The sequence below is a fragment of the Corynebacterium sp. AOP36-E1-14 genome (genome assembly GCF_052377495.1).
GTDB lineage: Bacteria > Actinomycetota > Actinomycetes > Mycobacteriales > Mycobacteriaceae > Corynebacterium.
Genome location: NZ_JBQSWV010000028.1, coordinates 28,173 through 43,879 on the forward strand (window position 1 = coordinate 28,173; position 15,707 = coordinate 43,879).

General features: G+C 70.8%; 14 protein-coding genes. 6 read left to right on the forward strand and 8 right to left on the reverse strand.

Annotated features, from left to right (window positions below; genetic code table 11):
• Nucleotides 1-52 precede the first annotated feature (52 nt).
• Nucleotides 53-1,405 (reverse strand): amidohydrolase family protein, encoded by a 1,353-nt coding sequence (locus ACT3TD_RS12045; protein WP_441579282.1) that lies wholly within the window; start codon nucleotides 1,403-1,405, stop codon nucleotides 53-55.
• A gap of 464 nt (nucleotides 1,406-1,869) precedes the next feature.
• Between ACT3TD_RS12045 and ACT3TD_RS12050 the strand changes: the two genes are divergently transcribed.
• The 4 genes from ACT3TD_RS12050 (at nucleotide 1,870) to ACT3TD_RS12065 (ending at nucleotide 6,571) form a co-directional block, all read left to right on the forward strand.
• Nucleotides 1,870-2,850: a PDR/VanB family oxidoreductase gene (locus ACT3TD_RS12050; protein WP_444615019.1), complete on the forward strand. Its 981-nt coding sequence runs from the start codon at nucleotides 1,870-1,872 to the stop codon at nucleotides 2,848-2,850.
• Nucleotides 2,847-4,145 carry an amidohydrolase family protein gene (locus tag ACT3TD_RS12055; RefSeq protein ID WP_444615020.1) on the forward strand — a complete coding sequence of 433 codons (1,299 nt, stop codon included), beginning with the start codon at nucleotides 2,847-2,849 and terminating at the stop codon, nucleotides 4,143-4,145. Before ACT3TD_RS12050 ends, ACT3TD_RS12055 begins: the two co-directional genes overlap by 4 nt.
• Nucleotides 4,142-5,224 carry an isopenicillin N synthase family dioxygenase gene (locus ACT3TD_RS12060; protein WP_444615021.1) on the forward strand — a complete coding sequence of 361 codons (1,083 nt, stop codon included), beginning with the start codon at nucleotides 4,142-4,144 and terminating at the stop codon, nucleotides 5,222-5,224. Before ACT3TD_RS12055 ends, ACT3TD_RS12060 begins: the two co-directional genes overlap by 4 nt.
• Before the next feature lie 183 nt (nucleotides 5,225-5,407).
• Nucleotides 5,408-6,571, forward strand: coding sequence for a Cmx/CmrA family chloramphenicol efflux MFS transporter (locus ACT3TD_RS12065; protein WP_444615022.1), 1,164 nt, complete (start codon nucleotides 5,408-5,410; stop codon nucleotides 6,569-6,571).
• Here ACT3TD_RS12065 and ACT3TD_RS12070 read toward each other — a convergent pair.
• The 3 genes from ACT3TD_RS12070 to ACT3TD_RS12080 form a co-directional block, all read right to left on the reverse strand.
• A complete protein-coding gene (locus ACT3TD_RS12070; RefSeq protein WP_444615023.1) occupies nucleotides 6,537-7,115 on the reverse strand; it encodes a pyridoxamine 5'-phosphate oxidase family protein in 579 nt (192 codons plus the stop codon). The two genes, ACT3TD_RS12065 and ACT3TD_RS12070, sit on opposite strands and share 35 nt — an antisense overlap.
• On the reverse strand, nucleotides 7,108-7,680 hold the full coding sequence (locus tag ACT3TD_RS12075; protein ID WP_444615024.1) for a dihydrofolate reductase family protein: 573 nt from the start codon (nucleotides 7,678-7,680) through the stop codon (nucleotides 7,108-7,110). Before ACT3TD_RS12075 ends, ACT3TD_RS12070 begins: the two co-directional genes overlap by 8 nt.
• Before the next feature lie 200 nt (nucleotides 7,681-7,880).
• On the reverse strand, nucleotides 7,881-8,480 hold the full coding sequence (locus ACT3TD_RS12080; protein WP_441579907.1) for a TetR/AcrR family transcriptional regulator: 600 nt from the start codon (nucleotides 8,478-8,480) through the stop codon (nucleotides 7,881-7,883).
• A gap of 80 nt (nucleotides 8,481-8,560) precedes the next feature.
• Between ACT3TD_RS12080 and ACT3TD_RS12085 the strand changes: the two genes are divergently transcribed.
• Nucleotides 8,561-9,889 (forward strand): MFS transporter, encoded by a 1,329-nt coding sequence (locus ACT3TD_RS12085; RefSeq protein WP_444615025.1) that lies wholly within the window; start codon nucleotides 8,561-8,563, stop codon nucleotides 9,887-9,889.
• Here the strand turns inward: ACT3TD_RS12085 and ACT3TD_RS12090 are convergent.
• The 3 genes from ACT3TD_RS12090 to ACT3TD_RS12100 are packed head-to-tail and all read right to left on the reverse strand — an operon-like array spanning nucleotide 9,879 to nucleotide 13,995.
• Complete coding sequence (locus tag ACT3TD_RS12090; RefSeq protein ID WP_444615026.1) at nucleotides 9,879-11,078, reverse strand: N-acetylglucosamine-6-phosphate deacetylase; 1,200 nt, start codon at nucleotides 11,076-11,078, stop codon at nucleotides 9,879-9,881. The genes ACT3TD_RS12085 and ACT3TD_RS12090 overlap by 11 nt on opposite strands.
• Nucleotides 11,075-11,875, reverse strand: coding sequence for a glucosamine-6-phosphate deaminase (gene nagB, locus ACT3TD_RS12095; protein ID WP_444615027.1), 801 nt, complete (start codon nucleotides 11,873-11,875; stop codon nucleotides 11,075-11,077). Before nagB ends, ACT3TD_RS12090 begins: the two co-directional genes overlap by 4 nt.
• Nucleotides 11,876-11,904: 29 nt before the next feature.
• Nucleotides 11,905-13,995 carry a glucose PTS transporter subunit IIA gene (locus tag ACT3TD_RS12100; RefSeq protein ID WP_444615028.1) on the reverse strand — a complete coding sequence of 697 codons (2,091 nt, stop codon included), beginning with the start codon at nucleotides 13,993-13,995 and terminating at the stop codon, nucleotides 11,905-11,907.
• Between the two features lie 155 nt (nucleotides 13,996-14,150).
• Between ACT3TD_RS12100 and ACT3TD_RS12105 the strand changes: the two genes are divergently transcribed.
• Nucleotides 14,151-14,855: a GntR family transcriptional regulator gene (locus tag ACT3TD_RS12105; protein ID WP_444615029.1), complete on the forward strand. Its 705-nt coding sequence runs from the start codon at nucleotides 14,151-14,153 to the stop codon at nucleotides 14,853-14,855.
• 105 nt (nucleotides 14,856-14,960) lie between these two features.
• Here the strand turns inward: ACT3TD_RS12105 and ACT3TD_RS12110 are convergent.
• A partial coding sequence (locus ACT3TD_RS12110; protein WP_444615030.1) for a hypothetical protein occupies nucleotides 14,961-15,707 on the reverse strand: 747 nt, incomplete at its 5' end.

Sequence of the window (15,707 nt, forward strand, 5' to 3'; positions counted from 1 at the left end):
CTCACCAGCGGGGTGGTTGTGGGTGCAGTCGGTGAAGTCGGTGCAGTGGTGGTCACGGTGTTCTCCGGAGATGGGGGAAGGTTGTCGTGGACGTGGTATGCGCGACGAGGCGGCCGGCGGTGATGACGACGCGGTCGCTCGGCGCGGCGGCGATGAGGGAGGTGGTGGATGGTGCGGTGGTGGTGGGTGCGGTGGGGTTGGCGGGATTTCTGACGCAGAGCAGGTCGGCGACCGCTCCGGTGGTGGGTCCGGCCGGTGGTAGGCCCATGACGTTCCTGGCGTCGCTGGTGACCAGGTCGAGGGCTTCGGTGGGGGTCTGGTGGGCGGCGGTGACGAGCAGTGCCGCGGTCTCCAGGGCGTCGCCGCGTCCGGTGGGGTTGAACGGGTCGGCGACGTTGTCGCCGCCGGCGGCGACGCGCACACCCTTCGCCCGCAGGACGGAGAGGGGTGCGATCGCGCGTGAGGCGGCGTCCTGCAGGTAGAGGTTGGTGGCGGGCAGGGCGATGACCGGCATGTCCGCGGCGACCAGTTCGTCGGTGGTGGCGGTGAGTTCGCTCGGGTCGGCTAGTTCTGCGAGGTCGGCGAGGTGGCAGCAGTGCCCGGCGGCGCGGTCGCGCCCGGCGGGCCAGCCGGTGACCCGTTCGGCGTAGCGGTGGATCGTGGCGGTGCGGTGGTGGCCGGTGTTGCTGCCGGTGTACTCGTCGACGTGCAGGTCGCAGCCGAGGTGGTGGGTCTCGGCGGCGTCGACGAGCGCGTCGGTCTGCGCCAGCGGGTCCCCTGCGAGGTGCGGGGCACCGCCGACGAGGTCCGCCCCCGCCTCGAGCGCCCCGGCGACCAGGTCGCCGACGGCCGTGACCGGGGTGGACGGCGGGACGAGCGCGACGATCTGCAGCGCCATCACGCCGGAGAGTTCCCAGCGCAGACGGTGCAGCGCCCGCACGCCCCGGAAGGCGTCCGGTGTGGCGCCGGTCGGGCCGGTGCTGCCCGATGTGGTGTCGGGGTAGACGTCGACGTGGGTGCGCACGGCGGTGGTGCCGGCGGCGAGCATGCTCAGGGCGGTGTCGCGAGCGCGGGCGAGGATGTCGTCCTCGGTGAAGCCGGACGCCGCGGCCGCCCACGCCGCCACCGCGCCGGGCAGGTCGCCGACCGGCGGGTTGACGAGGTCCCAGGAACGGGACTTGTCCAGGTGGGCGTGCGGGTCGGCGGTGGCGGGCAGGACCGTGTAGCCACGCAGGTCGACATGCCCCACCGGGACGGTGCCGTCCACGTGGGGGCGGACGTCGTCGACCAGGGGGCCGTCGAAGGTGATGTCGACGGGGGCGCCGTCGAGCAGCACGCCGGCGATGCCGGCGATGCCGGCGGTCTGTGTCTTCGTCGTCTTCGTCGTCATCTTCGTCACGGTCATCTGGAGCCTCCTCTCTCTTCGTCAGGGTCGTGACCGCTGCGTGAGGGATGTCATCGCCGGCGCGCAGCAGTCGGGTGTGCCCCGGCGTGCGGGGACAGGGGAACTGTCGGTCGGCGGTGTGCAGGAGTGCTCTCTTGTGTTCCGTTCCGTGGGGAGTACCTCGCCGGGCTGGGGCCAGGTGGGGGATCGGGACATCGGTCGTGCACCGCGGGTATTCGGTATTTTTGTCGTGCACCAATGGAGGTTATGGGGCGGGTGTTTCCCCGCTGTTTCTCCCCAGGATCACTTCGGTGACGCCTCACGCCCCTGCGGAGCCCCTGGGTACGGCCATGTTTCGGGCCGGTGAAAGATCGTGTGAATTTCTGCGTTCCGCCCCGCCGGACGCTGCGCGTGGGGTCGGCGGTGCACTACGGTGGGCCGCGTACGCGCCGGGCTGGGGTACGTCACGACGGAGGTATCCCCGCATGATGAATAAATTGACCGTGGTCGCCCGGCGGTCCCTGACCCCGCGGGTCGACGAGTTCACCCTGGCGTTGCCGGACGGCGCGCCGTTGCCCGGTTGGACGCCCGGGTCGCACGTGGACGTCAGCGTCCCGGGCTCCGGGCTGACCCGCCAGTACTCCCTGTGCTCCCGGCCGTCCGACCCCTCGAGCTACACCGTCGCCGTCGACCGGCAGGACGTCGCCAGCGGCGGCCGCGGCGGTTCGGCGGGCCTGCACCGCGACGCGGGCGTCGGCACACCAGTGCTGGTCGGCGCGCCACGTAACCACTTCCCGCTGACCCGCGCGCTGAACTACGTCTTCGTCGCCGGCGGGGTCGGCGTCACGCCGATGGTGTCGCTCGTCGCCGAGGCGCAGCGTTCGGGACGCCCGTGGCGCATGCTGTGCCTGGCGCGCACCGAGGCGGACATGCCGTACCTCGCGCAACTGCGTGACGAATACGACGACTGCGACGATCACGGCCCGGCAGGTTCCGGGCGCATCCGTTTCCACGGCTCGGCGCAGGCCGGACGCCTCGACCTCGCGGCGGCACTGGCCGACCTGCCGCGTGGTACGGCCGTATACGTGTGCGGGCCGGGCCACCTGGCCGACGACGTCGCCACGGCGGTGGCCGACCAGCCGGCCGTCGACGTCTTCGCCGAGCAGTTCACCGCCCCCGACCTGTCGGACGGCACCGCGGCGTCCTTCGACGTCACCCTCGCCACCAGCGGCGAGACCGTCACCGTCGCGCCGGACGCCTCGCTGCTCGACACCCTGGAGGCCCACGGGGCGCTGCTGGCGTCGTCCTGCCGCGAGGGGGTGTGCGGCACCTGCGAGGTCGGCGTGGTCTCCGGGGAGGTCGACCACCGCGACAATGTGCTGACCCCGGAGGAACGCTCGGAGAACGAGTCGATGATGGTGTGCGTCTCACGCTGCCGCTCCGGGCGTCTGGTACTCGACCTGTGAGCGCCACGCTGCTGAGCGGCGCCCTGGCGGGGCCGGACGTCCTGGTGGTCGACGGCATGATCGCCGAAACCGCCGAGCGTGCCGCGCCGGCACCGGAGACCGTCGACGTCTCCGGCTGTCTGGTCACCCCGGGCCTGGTCAACGCCCACCACCACCTGCTGCAGTCGGCGTTCCGCACCCTGCCCGGCACCCGCAACGTGCCCATGGCCCGCTGGCTGCAGGTCATGGCCGCGGCCTACCGCGACTACGCCGTCGACCCCGACCTCACCCACCGGGCGGCCTCGGTGGGGCTGTCGGAGTCCCTGCTCTGCGGGGTGACCACCGTCGCCGACCACCACCTGACCTGGCCCGCCGGTGTCGACCCTGTCGAGATGGCGCTGGCCACCGCCCGCGCCGCCGACGACCTCGGCGCCCGGCTGTGCTTCGTGCGCGGCACCGCCGGGGACTCCCCGGACGCCGCCGCCGACTCCGTGCGCGCGATCCACCGCGCGTTCAGCGCGTCCGGTGCGTCCGGTGCGTCCGGCGCCTACGGGGAAGGACGCCTGCAGCTCGCCGTCGGACCGTCCGGCGTGCACGCCGACGGCCCCGAGACCTTCGCCGCCCTCGCCGAGGTCGCCCGTGACCTCGGGCTGCGGCGGCGCACCCAGGCCAATGAACAGGTCGACGTCGCCGTCGCCGCGCAGAAGTACGGCCGCCGGCCCCTCGAACTGCTCGCCGGGTGGGGCTGGCTGGAACCCGGCGTGACCGTGGCGCACCTCTGCGACGTCACCGCCGACGAGATCGCCGCGGTCATCGCCTCCGGGGCTGCCGTGACCCACGCGCCCGGCTGCGACGTGCCCATGGGCTGGGGCGTCGCCCCCGTCGCCGAGCTGCTGGCCGGCGGGGTCGACGTCGGGCTCGGGACGTCCGGCGGCGGCGGCAACGACGGCGGCCACCTGCTCGCCGACGCCCGCCTCGCCGTCCAGGTATCCGGACTGGTCGGTGCGCCCGTCACCGCGTCCGACGCGGTCACCATGGCCACCGCCGGTTCCGCCGCCGGCCTGGGGCGTCCCGAACTCGGCACGCTGGCCCCCGGCACACCCGCGGACCTGTGCGTCTGGGACATGGGCGACGTCGCCGACGCCGGCGTCCACGACCCGCAGGGCGGGCTGATCTGGGCCTCTCCCGGACGACGCCCCCGCGACGTGATGGTCGCCGGACGCTGGGTCGTGCGCGACGGCGTGCTGCTCACCGCCGACTCCCGCGGCCTCGCCATCGAGCTCACCGACACACTCACCCGAAGGAGAACACCGTGAACGACTTCCACGTACCCGTCATCGACATCAGCGCATATACCGGGGCCTACACCGGGGACTCCGGGGAGGGGGAACGCGACGCGGTCGCCCGGCAGATCGACGACGCCGCCCGCGACGTCGGTTTCATCCAGCTCACCGGCCACGGTATCGCCACCGACACGTGGGACGGGCTCGCCGATGCGCTCGACGCCTTCTTCCTGCGCGACCTGGAGACCAAGAAACGCGTGATCACCCCGCCCGAGGTCAACCGCGGCTACTCGCCGCCGAAGTCCGAACGGTTGTCACTGTCCCTCGGCGTGGAGTCCGCCACCGGCATGAACGACTTCTTCGAGGCCTTCAACATCGGTGCGCAGGCCAGCGACTTCCCGTCCCTGTCGTTGCCGGAGGCGGACTACCCGCAGAACGTCTGGCCGGAGGAGACACAGGATCCGCAGGACGCCATGGCGTCCTTCCGCGGCAACCTGGAACGCTGGTTCGCCGAGGCGCAACGCGTCGCCGAGACCCTCACCGTGATCTTCGAGGACGCCCTGGACGTGCCGCGCGGCACCATCACCGGCCTCGCCGACCACTCCATCGACGTGCTGCGCACCATCAACTACGCCCTCGACCCCGGCCAGACCGTGGAACTCGACGGGGAGCTGACCGGCATGGGCGAGCACACCGACTACGGCATCGTCACCGTGCTGTGGGCCGACCGCGTGGCCGGGCTGCAGGTCCTCGGCGAGGACGGCGGCTGGCACGACGTGCTCCCGGAGCCCGGTGCGCTGCTGGTGAACCTGGGGGACGTGACCGCCCGGCTCACCAACGACCGGTGGCGCTCCACGCTGCACCGGGTGCGTCCGCCGGTGGTGGACGGGACGATCATGCGGCGACGATCCGCGGCGTTCTTCCACGACGGCAACGTCGACGCCGTCGTCGGCCCCCTGCCCGGCATGGTCGACGAGGACCATCCCGCACGCTACGAACCGATGACCGTCGGCGAGCACGTGGCCCGCAAACTCGGCGGCTCGCGCTCGCTGGAGTCCAACTCCGCCGACACCGCGCGCGAGTCCGGGCGGGTGCTCGCGTCGCGCAGGTGAGAACCGTTGTGGGTGCCGTGGCACCGTGCTTGCTAGCATTCCCCACGTGAACTCCCCCGAATCCGACAGAGGTGGGCTACCGGTACGCCGGTAGCCCCGATGCCACCAGTTTCCGCGCATCCGAGGCGCCGGTAGTGCCGCTCCGCAGCGTCCACTACCCCCTGTTCTTCGGAAGGCTCGTTCATGCCTGTCTTGTTCTATCTCCTTGCCCTGGCCGTGTTCGCCCAGGGCACCTCCGAATTCGTCCTCGCCGGGCTGTTGCCCGGCATTGCCGGTGACCTCGACGTCTCCCTGGGCCAGGCCGGCCTCCTGACCGCGGCGTTCGCGGTCGGGATGATCATTGGCGCACCCACCATGGCCGCGGTCACGCGTCGGTTGTCCCCACGTCGCACGCTCACCGGCTTTCTCCTCCTGTTCATCGTCATGCACGTCATCGCCGCGCTTACCGGCAGTTTCGTGGTGCTGCTGGTCACCAGGATCGTCGCCGCGGTGGCCAACGCCGGGTTCCTCGCGGTCACCCTGTCCACCGTCTCCCGGATCGTGGCACCCGGTCGGCAGGCCCGTGCCCTGTCGGTCATCCTCGGCGGCACGACGGTCGCACTGGTCGTCGGCGTTCCCGCCGGCGCATTCGTCGGTGGTGCGGTGGGCTGGCGGGTCACCCTCGCCGCCATCGCCGTGGCGTGCCTGCCGGCGCTGGTCGCCGTGCTCCTCGCGACGCCGGTGCGTCCTGCCGGTGGCGGGGACGGGGAACCCGGTACGCTGCGCGCGGAGCTGGGCGTCCTACGGCAACGGCCCGTCCAGCTGTTCGCGACGTTGGCGGTGCTCGTCAACGCCGCGACCTTCTGCTCCTTCACCTACCTCGCCGTGATCGCCGACGACTCCGCCGGGCTCAGCGGGGCTCAGGTTCCGGTGCTGCTCGCGCTCTTCGGTACCGGGGCCTTCGCCGGTGTCGCACTCACCGGTTCCCTCGCCGACGCGCACTGGCGCCTGCTCGTCGCAGTGGCGGGCCCGTTGCTCGTGGCGGGCTGGATCCTCTTCGGCGTGGGCGCCGGCTCCCCGGCTGCCGTCTGGGTGATGGCACCGGTGATGGGCGTCCTGTCGTTCACGCTGGGCAGCACGTTGATCACCCGCATCATCGCCACCGCGCAGGACGCACCGACGATGGCCGGCTCCTTCGCCACGGTCGCGCTCAACGTGGGTGCGGTGCTGGGGCCGGTGGCCGGTGGTGTGGCGGTCGACGCCGCAGGGCCGCGCGGACCGCTGGTGACCAGCGCGGTGTTCGCGCTGGCGGCCGTCCTCGTGTGGGCGGCGTTCAGCCGGGGAGGACGTCGACCTGCCAGTCGGTGACGTTGGTGGTGCTGACGTTGGTACAGGTGTACCGCACGCGGCGCGAGGGCCCCTCGTCGTCGCCCTCCCAGAACAGGTACTCGCGCGGCACCACCACGAACACCGCCCAGGCGTCCGGCGGGTCCTGCTCTGCCAGGTCGGGGTGCTCGCGGTCGTACTCGGCCCACCGCTGGCGTCGCGCCGCGCGCTCCTCCAGCGCCAGGCCCCGGTCGTTCAACCAGGCCAGCAGCTGCAGGTAGCGAGGCTGGCCTGCGTATACCGCGCGCTCGGTCTCCTCGTCGGCGCGCACCACGTCGCCGACCACGGTGACCTGGCGCGATGCGTCCTGCGTGAGCACCGTCAGCGACGCCTTCGGGCGCGCGTCAAGGTCACGCACCTTGCGTGACCTGGCGTCCGTGTGGAACAGGACGCCGCCGTCGGCGCGTACGCCGTTGACGTTCACCGTGCGGGTGCGCGGGTAGCCATCCTCGCCCATCGTGGCGAGCGTCATGAGCGTAGGCGAGTCCTCGAGATGGTCGATGAAGGTGCGGACCGGGTCAGTCATCGGCGTCCCCGACAGCGCGGACGTCGTACTTGAGCTGCACCATTCCGTTGCTGAAACTGCGTGAGGAGCGCAACGAGAGGTCCATCGCGAGATCCGGCAGCATCGCCAACCCGCCACCCACCGTGACCGGGCAGACCAGCATGTGGACCTGGTCGACGACGCCGAGGCGCAGCGCCTCGGCGGCCAACGTCGGACCGTCGACGGTGATGTCGCCGTCGCCGTCCTTCAGCGCCAGGACGTCCTGCGCGCGGAGCTCGCGTTCCAGGCAGGTGCGGCCCGTCCACACCTCGTCCAGGGTGGTGGAGAAGACGACCTTCTGCGCCGCGCACCACAGCCGCGCCCACTCCGCCGAACGCGGTGACTGCCCGGCGGCCGCCGGATCGGTCTCCCAGACGTGCATCATCTCGTACATCTTGCGGCCGTAGAGGTAGGTGGTGACGTTGGCGGTGTCGGCGTTGATCGCGGCGAGGACCTCCTCGTCCGGCACCGCCCAGTCGAAGTTGCCGTCCCGGTCGGCGACGAAACCGTCGACGGAGACGAGCATCGAGTAGATCAGTTGTCCCATGGCGGGTCTCCCTGGTTTCTCACGGTGGTGTCTCGAGGTGGTGTCTCGCGTGACCTCGAGCGTACGGGAGGGCGCGGCGGCCAGGAAGGATCCATGCCCGCGTGCCGGATACGGTGTTTTCGTGGCAGCGCAGGCACGAATCCGGCACGCGGCGCGGGGTCAGGGAAGAAGGCGGGCCGAAAGGCGGACGGTACCGCCCCCTACCGCGCGAGGTAGCGTTCCCAGCCGGGGGTCAGCAGGTCGAAGGCGGCGTCGGTGAGGGAGGTGGACTCGCCGGACTCGGCGTTGAGGAGCTGGACCTGCAGGACGAAGCGGCAGAAGGCGCGGATGGTGTCGTCCGGCCCGTCGAGGCCGAGGTCGGCGGTGATGGCGTCGGCGAGGGCGTCCTCGTGGCGCAGCCACATCCGCTGGGCGTACTCGCTGAGGGAGGGGGAGTCGTCGATGAGTTTGATGAAACGTTCGTGGGAGCCGGCGGGTGCGTCGTCGTGCCAGGCGTCGTCGCGGTAGAACTGTCGCAACGCGTCGGGGATGCTCGTGCCGTCCGGCCGGTCGGTGACGGCGGCGATGAGGCTCTCGCGCATCTCGTCGTCCTCGTCGACGGCGATGGCCTCCTTGCAGGAGAAGTGGGCGAAGACGGTGGTGGGGGAGACGTCGGCGGCGTCGGCGATCTCGCGGACGCTGACGTTGTCGAAGCCGCGGGCGAGGAAGAGCTCCAGGGCGGCGTCGGCGATGGCGCGTCGGGTGGCGGCCTTCTTGCGCTCGCGACGGGTGGGGGCGGTACCTCTGCTGTCTTCTGCCATGGGCACCACACTAGCGCCGGAAGTGTAATTGATACAACACTGGATTGACTTCGAAACTGTACCGAGTACAGTTTCGAACCATGACAACCAATGACACCGCGGCGACCTCCCGCTGGGCCTGGCCCATGCTCGTCACCGTCACCATGCTCAACGTGATCGGCATGACCATCGTGCTGCCGATCCTCCCCTTCGTCGTGCGCGACGCCATGCCGTCCTTCGGCACCCTGGCCCTGTGGGTCGGCCTGCTCGAGGCGGTGAACGCGTTGTGCGCCTTCCTCGCCGCCCCCGTCCTCGGCGGGATATCGGACCGGTGGGGACGCCGCCCCGTCATCGTGATCGGGGCCTTCGGCGCCGCCGCCGGATTCCTCATCTTCGCACTCGGCGGGTTCCTCGCCGGCTCACTCAGCGGGGCGATCTGGCTGCTGCTGCTCGGACGCGTGGTCCAGGGCGTCACCGCCGGTGACATGCCCGCCCTGTTCGCCTACGTCGCCGACATCACCCCGGCCGAGGAGCGCGCGAAGCGTTACGGGATGCTCGGCGCCCTCACCGGCATCGGCTTCATGATCGGGCCGGCCCTCGGCGGTCTGCTCGCCGCGCACAGCGTGGACCTGCCCGTCCTCGCCACCGCCGCGGTGGCGTTGACCGTCGGCGTGGTCACCCTCGTCGCCCTGCCCGAGAGCCACGCCCCGGAGAACAGGGCGGACCGGCTCACCGTGGAGCAGATCCACCCGCTGCGCGTCTTCCGGCAGGCCTTCGCCCGTCCGTCGCTGCGTATGCTGCTGACCGGGCTGCTGCTCGTGGCGATCCCGTTCAGCTTCTTCGTCAACAACTACAGCGTGCTGGCGATGGACACGGTCGACTGGTCGCCCACGCAGATCGGACTGCTGAACTCCTGCATCGGGGTGCTCGACATCGTGATCCAGGGCGTGCTGCTCGGCATACTGCTCAAGTGGGTCGGTGAGCGCGGGGTGATCCTCGGCGGCATCGTGGTGCAGGCCCTCGGCGTGCTGGCCCTGGCGCTGCTGGCGTCGGTGCTGCAGCAGCCGTGGCTGCTGATCACCGGCACCCTGATGCTGGGTGCGGGCGAGGGCCCGATGACCGCCACGCTCAATGGCGTGCTCTCCACCTCCGTCGGCGACGACGAACAGGGCTGGCTCGCCGGGGTGACGCAGGGGATGCAGAACGCCGTCGGCGTGGTCGTCCCCCTGGCCGTCGGTGTGCTCTACGGCATCGGCGCCGGCGTGCCCTACTGGATCGCGCTGGTGCTACTGTGCGCGGCGTTCGTGATCCTGTCGCGCGCCTCCTTCGCCAGCCCGTCCCGCGTGACCCCCGCTGACCCCGCCGGGTCTGCAGCATCCTCGGACGCGGCGGAAGCGGGGACGCTGAGCGGGGCCGCGACTACCGCGTAGTGAGGGGTGAGAGGAGTTCCCCGCCGCGCATGACCGTGGACACCTGGAGGGTGGTGTCGAGCACGACGAGGTCGGCGCGTCCGCCGACGTGCAGGCCGACGGTGGGGAAACCGACGGCGCGGGCGGGGTTGACCGAGGTCTGCCGGACGGCCTGCAGCAGCGCTGCATCGCGGTCTCCGTCGGCCCCGTGCTCCACGGCGAAGCGGAACAGCTGGTCCATCGTCGCGGTGCTGCCGGCGATGGTGTCGGTCCCGGCGACGTGCGCCACGCCGCCGGTCACGTCCACCCCGAGGGTGCCGAGACGGTAGGAGCCGTCCGGCATGCCCGCGGCGGCCATGGCGTCGGTGACCAGGGTGACTCGGTCCGGCCCAACGAGGTCGCAGACGCCGCGGTAGAGCGAGGGGTGCAGGTGGACGCCGTCGCCGATCATCTCCACGTTCACCCGTGGGTCCTCCACCAGGGCGGTGACGGGGCCGGGTTCGCGGTGGTGGACCGGGCGCATGGCGTTGAACAGGTGGGTTCCCACGCGCGCGCCGGCGTCGATGGCCGCGAGGGTCTGTTCGTAGGACGCGTCGGTGTGGCCGACGGCGGCGACCGCGCCGGCGTCGACGGTGCGTCGCACGGCGTCCAACGCCCCGTCGAGCTCGGGGGCGAAGGTGACCATGCGCACGGTGCCGCGCGCGGCGTCGAGCACACGGGTGAGCTCGCCGCCGTCGGGGTGGCCGGGGTGGCGCAGGGCGGTCGGGTCGTGCGCGCCCTTCTTCGCCGGGGAGAGCCACGGCCCCTCGAGGTGGATGCCGCCGACCAGGCCGTCGCGGACGTGGGCCGACAGGACATCGACCTCGCGCAGCAGCTCCTCGGGGTGCGCCGACACCAGCGACGCCATGATCGTGGTCGTGCCGTGGGCGGCGTGCATCGCCACGGCGGTGGCGGTCTCCTCGTCGGTGGCGACGGGGAACGCCCCGCCCCCGCCGCCGTGGACGTGCATGTCCACGAACCCGGGCACGACGGTGACCTCGCCGAGCGCCAGCACGTCCTGTGCGTCCTGCGCCGTCGCGGCGTCCTGCACGTCCTGCGGCGGCGCGCCGGCGCCGAGGGCGCTCACCGTGTCCCCGGTGACCTCGATCCAGCCGGGACGCAGGACCTCGTCGCCGGTGACCAGGACGTCGGCGGTGATGAGCGTGCTCACAGGCCCTGCCAGACGGGCTTGGCGGCGTAGGTCACGCGGTAGTAGTCGGCGAGCTGCAGGCGTCCGGCCGCGGCCTCGTCCACCAGGACGGAGACGTGCGGGTGGTGCTGCAGGATCGTCGCCGGCCACAGGGCGCTCACCCCGCCTTCGGCGAGCTGGTGCACGGCCTCGGCCTTGTTCTGGCCGGTGGCCACCAGCACGATGTGGCGGGCCTCCATGATCGTGCCGAGCCCCTGGGTGAGGCACTGGGTGGGGACCTTGGACAGGTCGTCGTCGAAGAAGCGGGCGTTGTCGACACGGGTCTGGTGGGTCAGCGTCTTGATGCGCGTGCGCGAGGCCAGCGAGGAACCCGGCTCGTTGAAACCGATGTGTCCGTCGGTGCCGATGCCGAGGATCTGCAGGTCAACGCCACCGGCGGCGCGGATGGCGTCGTCGTAGGCGAGGCAGGCCGCCGGGATGTCCTCGGCCAGCCCGTCGGGGCCGTGCACGGCGTCGTCGGCGAAGTCCACGCGGGAGGTGAACTCGCGTCGGATCACGGTGGAGTAGCGCTCCGGGTGCCCGGCGGCCAGACCCACGTACTCGTCGAGGGTGAAGGCGCGGGCGCGGGCGAAGGAGAGCTCGCCGGCGTCGTGGCGGGCGACGAGGTCGTCGTAGACGGGCAGGGGGGACGACCCGGTGGCCAGCCCGAGGACGGCGTCCGGCTTGCGCTCCAGCAGCGTCGCGACGGCCCTGCCGGCCAGCGTGCCGGCGGCGGCTGCGGCGTCCTGCGCGCTGCCGGGCAGGATGATGATCTCCATGGTGGGTTCTCCTACTTCTTCTTCTCGGTCTACTTCTTTTTGGTGACGGTGAACAGGGGACGCATCGTGGACACCGGGGCGGACGGCTCGGCGAGCTCGTCGACGGTGGCGCCGCGGGCGTCCATCACGACGACCGGCACGACGGTGGGGTACCCGGCGGCCTCGACGGAGGCGACGTCGTAGGTGATCACCGGCTGGCCCTGGACCACACGGTCACCCTTGGCGGCGTGGAGGGTGAACCCCTCGCCCTTGAGCTTCACCGTGTCCAGCCCGAGGTGGACGAGCACGGCGGTCTTGTCGTCGGTCATGATGGCGTAGGCGTGGGGCAGCAGCTGCATGAGCTTGCCGGACACCGGGGCGACGGCCTCGACGATGCCGTCGGTGGTCGTCGGCTCGATGGCCAGGCCCGGGCCGACGGTGCCGGCGGCGAAGGTCTTGTCCGGCACCTCCGACAGGGCGACCGTGCGGCCCTGGACCGGGGCGCGGACCAGCGTGGGGCCGGCGGGCTCGGCGGTTTCGGCGGGTGCAGCGGTTTCGGTCTCGACGACCGGCGCCGGGGCGGCGGTGGGTGCTGCGGCCGGCGCGGGGCCGGCGAGCGCGGCGTTGATCTCGTCCTTCAGGACGTCCGACTGGGTGCCGAAGACGGCCTGCACGTTGTTGCCGACCTCCATGACGCCGGCGGCGCCGAGGGCGCTCAGCGCGCCCTTGTCCACGCTGGACTTGTCGGCGACCTCCATGCGCAGACGGGTGATGCAGGCGTCGACGCCGACGAGGTTGTCGCGCCCGCCGAACGCGGCGATGAGCCGCTCGGCACGCTGCGTGCCGGACGCTGCGCCGGACGTTTCAGCGTCCTGCGCTTCCTGTGCGGCGAGGGACGCCTCGTACTCGTCGTCCGGCACGCGGCCGGGCAGACGCAGGTTCCAGCGGGTGATCGCGAAGCGGAACATCACGTAGTAGACCACCGCGAAGATCAGGCCCTGCGCCACCAGCAGCAGGATGTTGTGTGCCGCCGGTGCACGACCGTAGAGCAGCAGGTCGATCAGGCCCGCGGAGAAGGAGAAGCCCAGGTGGATGTCCAGCAGGTGTGCGACCGCCAGGGACAGGCCGGTGAGCACGGCGTGGATCACGTACAGCGGGAACGCCAGGAACATGAACGCGAACTCCAGCGGCTCGGTCACGCCGGTGAGGAAGGCGGTGAGGCCGGCGGCGCCGAAGATGCCCACGGCCACCGTGCGCTGACGCGGCTTGGCCACGTGGATCATGGCCAGGGCGGCTGCGGGCAGACCGAACATCAGGATCGGGTAGAAACCGGAGGTCAGCAGGCCGGCGGTCTCGTCGCCGGCGGCGAACCGGCTGAGCTCGCCGGTGACCAGGCCGTTGGCACCCTCGTAGTCGCCGTAGATGAACCAGATGAAGGTGTTGAGGATGTGGTGCAGTCCCAGCGGGATGAGCATGCGGTTGGCGAAACCGTAGACGAACGCGCCCAGTGCACCCGAGCCGGCGATGAACTGGCCGACGGAGGTCAGGCCGCTGTTGAACAGCGGGTACACGTAGGCCATCGCGAAGCTGACGAACAGCACCGTGAGCGACACGACGATCGGCACGAAGCGCCGTCCGCCGAAGAATCCCAGGTACGGGGGCAGTTCGATGTTGTGGTACCTGTCGAACAGCCAGGCGGTGATCAGGCCGACGATGATGCCTCCGAAGACGCTGTAGTCGATCATCGCCTGGTCGCCCGCGGCGTCCTCCACGCCCTCCAGGACGACGGGGGACATGGAGTCGAAGACGGAGGTCATCACCAGGTAGCCGGCGACGGCGGCCAGGGCGGTGGAACCGTCGGCCTTCTTCGCGAAGCCGATGGCCACACCGACGGCGAAGAGGATGGCGAGGTTGCCGAAGATGCCGTCACCGGCGGCGCTCATCGAGTCGAAGAACGGGCCGATGACGGGGATGTCGGTGCCGCCGAGCATGTCGTCCTGCCCGAGGCGCAACAGGATGCCGGCGGCGGGGAGCAGGGCGATCGGCAGCATGAGGCTCTTGCCGAGTCTCTGGAGTTGGGCGAACCCGGGGATGCGCAGTCCCTTGCGCTTCTTCCCGGTGTCGGTGTCTGGGGTGGTCACGGAAGACTCCTCGCATCAGGTGGGGGTCCGGGGGACCGGTGCGGGGCCGTCCTGGACCAGTACCGCCCATATTGGACTAGACCAATTCGCCGTGTCAAGGGTCACGTCCGCGGGTGGATTGCCCGGGCTACACCCGCCCCCGGTACGGTGGTCGCATGAAGGTGCCCAAGTACTACCTGGTCAAGAGTCAGATCCTCGAGCTCATCGACGACCTCGACCCGGGCACCACCGTCCCCACCGAACGTGAACTGGCCGAACGTTTCGGCACGTCACGCACCACCGTGCGCCAGGCCATCGCCGAACTCGTCTCGGACGGACGCCTGGAACGCACCCAGGGCAGCGGCACCTTCGTGGCCTCCCCGAAGATGATGCTGCTGCCGCAGGTCTCGTTCTCCAGCAACGCCGAGTCCGAGGGCTGGCGTCCCGGGCGCGTGGTGCTCTCGGCGCGCTGTGAGCAGGCGTCCGACAGCGTGGCCGAGCACCTGAGGCTCGAGGACGGTGCACTGGTCACCCGCTTCGAGGTGCTGCGCACCGTGGACGGCGAACCGCTCGCCCACGAGACCGTGCACCTGCCCGGCGACCTCACCGAACTGACCGACCGGTTGGAGGCGCAGGACTCGCTGTACCGCATGCTCGCCGAGGAGTACGAGATGGGCATCGTCGAGGTGGAGGACGTGGTGGAGACCGTGCCCTGCAACCCGGTGCGTGCCGACCTGCTCCGGGTTGCGACGGGGCTGCCGCTGCTGCTCGTCCACCGCACCGGCTTCGGCGAGGACGGCTCGCGGGTGGAGTGGACGGAGTCGGCGTTCCGCGGCGACCGCTACCAGTTCGTGTCGCGGCGGCGGCTGGGTGGTCGCTAGGAAGTATTACCACTTTTCGGCGGCCCCGTTTTCCGCGACCTGGGGTTTTACCGTCCGGCGTCCCGGAGAAGTGGTAACACTTCTGGCTGGTCAGGGGAGCTGAAGCTACTGCGCGACCTTGCCGACGTTGAAGACGCTGTCGCCGGCGATGATGCCGGCACCGAGCAGAGTCAGAGCAGTGTCGTCGGGCCCGCGCAGCTTGCGCCACACCACCCGGGTCGCCAAGGCGATGAGGACGAGCCACCAGGCCTGCGGAGTTGCCACGAGCAGTCCCGTGGCGAACAGGACGCCCATCTGACGGGTGGATCCGCCCAGCAGCTGGATCGCTGCCCCCGGGATCGCCCACATCGCCATGGTCTTCGCAATGTCCGGGTCGGAGATGCCTGCGGTGATCGTGTCGGCAAAGACGGTGGCGGACGGTGGGATGCTTCCGTCCGCGAAGAGCCCCTGCCAGGAAACTGCGACGACGCCGATTGCCACGACGATGGCGATGATTGACGCCTTGAGCTGTTCACGACGTCCCGCGAGCTCGTACTCCCGCCAGGGTCGGGTCTCCCGACGCAGAATCCAGCCGGCCTTGTAGTCGTAGCCCATGTCCGCGAAAGCAGGACCGGTGGCGGAGCAGTACGCGACGAGGATGACCAACGGGACTGTCGGAATGCCGAGGAACAGTCCGAAGATCAGGAAGATCAGGGTGACGGCGAAGGCGGGGAACCAACCGGCATGCATGGCGGCCAGGCCGACGATTAGCTCGTGGACCATGGCAGCTGCACCGGCGAAGAGAATGAACCCGAGCAATCCCCATCCGGACAGGTCGGAAGCTGCACCTCCGATGAGAGCGATGAGCAGCGC

Excerpts from the sequence above, each read along its gene's own strand:
- ACT3TD_RS12085 (WP_444615025.1), top strand. The coding sequence starts at position 8,561 with ATGACAACCAATGACACCGCGGCGACCTCCCGCTGGGCCTGGCCCATG.
- ACT3TD_RS12070 (WP_444615023.1), bottom strand. The coding sequence starts at position 7,115 with ATGACTGACCCGGTCCGCACCTTCATCGACCATCTCGAGGACTCGCCT.
- ACT3TD_RS12080 (WP_441579907.1), bottom strand. The coding sequence starts at position 8,480 with ATGGCAGAAGACAGCAGAGGTACCGCCCCCACCCGTCGCGAGCGCAAG.
- ACT3TD_RS12065 (WP_444615022.1), top strand. The coding sequence starts at position 5,408 with ATGCCTGTCTTGTTCTATCTCCTTGCCCTGGCCGTGTTCGCCCAGGGC.
- ACT3TD_RS12050 (WP_444615019.1), top strand. The coding sequence starts at position 1,870 with ATGATGAATAAATTGACCGTGGTCGCCCGGCGGTCCCTGACCCCGCGG.
- ACT3TD_RS12045 (WP_441579282.1), bottom strand. The coding sequence starts at position 1,405 with ATGACCGTGACGAAGATGACGACGAAGACGACGAAGACACAGACCGCC.
- ACT3TD_RS12075 (WP_444615024.1), bottom strand. The coding sequence starts at position 7,680 with ATGGGACAACTGATCTACTCGATGCTCGTCTCCGTCGACGGTTTCGTC.
- ACT3TD_RS12105 (WP_444615029.1), top strand. The coding sequence starts at position 14,151 with ATGAAGGTGCCCAAGTACTACCTGGTCAAGAGTCAGATCCTCGAGCTC.
- nagB (WP_444615027.1), bottom strand. The coding sequence starts at position 11,875 with ATGGAGATCATCATCCTGCCCGGCAGCGCGCAGGACGCCGCAGCCGCC.